1 protein-coding gene and 1 tRNA gene are annotated in these 1,904 nt (G+C 73.1%); both read right to left on the reverse strand.

Annotated features, from left to right (window positions below; all coding sequences use genetic code 11):
* Positions 1-159 precede the first annotated feature (159 nt).
* A complete protein-coding gene (gene glmU, locus ACZ6ZR_RS10310) occupies positions 160-1,608 on the reverse strand; it encodes a bifunctional UDP-N-acetylglucosamine diphosphorylase/glucosamine-1-phosphate N-acetyltransferase GlmU (protein ID WP_465641374.1) in 1,449 nt (482 codons plus the stop codon).
* A gap of 152 nt (positions 1,609-1,760) precedes the next feature.
* Positions 1,761-1,831, reverse strand: a tRNA-Gln gene (locus tag ACZ6ZR_RS10315).
* Positions 1,832-1,904: the final 73 nt, after the last annotated feature.

Below are 1,904 nucleotides of genomic sequence, written 5' to 3' on the forward strand. Positions count from 1 at the left end.
CAGGCCCGGGCGCGGTGGTCGACGAGTGGATGGGGGTACGCCCAGAACACGGGCCAGGGAGCCCAGTGGCGCACGTATGTACTCCAGGTTACGCGCTGGCCCGCGAAGCGTCCGCCCCGGGACCACCCTGCAAGATCCCCGGTGGGCCGTTCGGGTCCCTCAGGACTCCTGCGTCCCGGCCGCCTCGGCGGCCTTGGCCGAATCCGTACCCGGGCGCTTGCGGGCCACCCAGCCCGCGATGTTGCGCTGCTGGGCGCGCGAGACGCCGAGTGCGCCGGCGGGCACGTCGTTGGTGATGACCGAGCCGGCGGCGGTGTAGGCGCCGTCACCGACCGTCACCGGGGCGATGAACATGTTGTCGGACCCGGTGCGGCAGTGGGCGCCGATGGTGGTCCGGTGCTTGTTCACGCCGTCGTAGTTGACCGTGACGGAGGCCGCGCCGATGTTGCTGTGGGCGCCGATGGTGGCGTCGCCGATGTAGGAGAGGTGCGGCACCTTGGCGCCCTCGCCGAGCTCGGAGTTCTTGATCTCCACGTAGGTGCCGGCCTTGGCCTTGCGGGCCAGCCTGGCGCCGGGGCGCAGGTAGGCGTACGGGCCGACCTGGGCCAGCTCGCCGATCTCGGCGCCGACCGAGGTGGTGTTGCTCACCGTGGCGCCGGCGCCGACGGTGGTGTCGGTCAGGGTGGAGTTCGGGCCGACCTCGCAGCCCTCGCCCAGGTGGGTGGCGCCGTGCAGCTGGGTGCCGGGCAGCACCACCGCGTCCGGCTCGTACGTCACCTGGACGTCGAACCAGGTGGTGGCCGGGTCGACCACGGTGACCCCTTCGCGCATCGCGCGCTCGACCAGACGGGCGTTCAGGATCCGGCGGGCCTCGGCCAGCTGGACCCGGTCGTTGATGCCGAGCACGTCGCGGTGGTCGGCGGCGACCACGGCGCCGACCCGGTGGCCGGCCGTGCGGAGGATCTCCAAGGTGTCGGTGAGGTACTCCTCGCCCTGCGAGTTGTCGGTGGTGACCTTGGCCAGGGCCTCGCCGAGCAGCTCGGCGTCGAAGGCGAACACCCCGGAGTTGATCTCGCGGACGGCCCGCTGGGCCTCGGTGGCGTCCTTCTCCTCGACGATGGCCGCCACCGCGTCGGAGGCGTCCCGCAGGATCCGGCCGTAGCCGGTGGAGTCGGGGACCTCGGCGGTGAGGACGGTGGCCGCGTTGCCCTGCTCCGCGTGGGCGGCGACCAGGGCGGCCAGGGTGGCGCCGGTGAGCAGCGGGGCGTCGCCGGTGGTGATCACCACGGTGCCGCTCGGGCGCTCGCTGCGGGCGGCCAGCTCGGCGAGCGCGGTGCGCACGGCGTGGCCGGTGCCGTTCTGCTCCAGCTGCACGGCGGTGGAGACGTCCGGGTACCGCTCGGCCAGGTGCGCCAGGACCAGCTCGCGCTGGTGGCCGACCACCACGACCAGCTGCCGGGGCGTCAACTCCTGGGCGGCGGCGACCGCGTGGCCGACCAGGGTCCGGCCGCAGATCGGGTGCAGCACCTTGGGCAGCGTCCTGGACTTCATCCGCGTCCCGCCGCCGGCGGCGAGCACGATCACGGCTGCAGGGGTGTTGGCGCTCACGCGGGAGGCTCCTCGGGTCGGCAGGGAGGGGATCGCCCCGAGCCGCGGCACTCCGCACGGCCGCACCCGGGCTGCTCAGAGACTATCGGGACATCCTGGCTGAAAACCCGTCAGCCTCCGGCCGGGGCACCGGCCGAAGGCTGACTGAACGGCTCCCGGAGGAGGATTCGAACCCCCATAAGCTGGACCAAAACCAGCTGTCCTGCCCTTAGACGATCCGGGAAGGGCGGTCACCGCGCCGGTGTCCCGGCGCGCGGTCCACAGCCTACGGGGTGCGGCGCCGCACATCCACCACC

The organism is Kitasatospora sp. NPDC088742 (assembly GCF_055584905.1).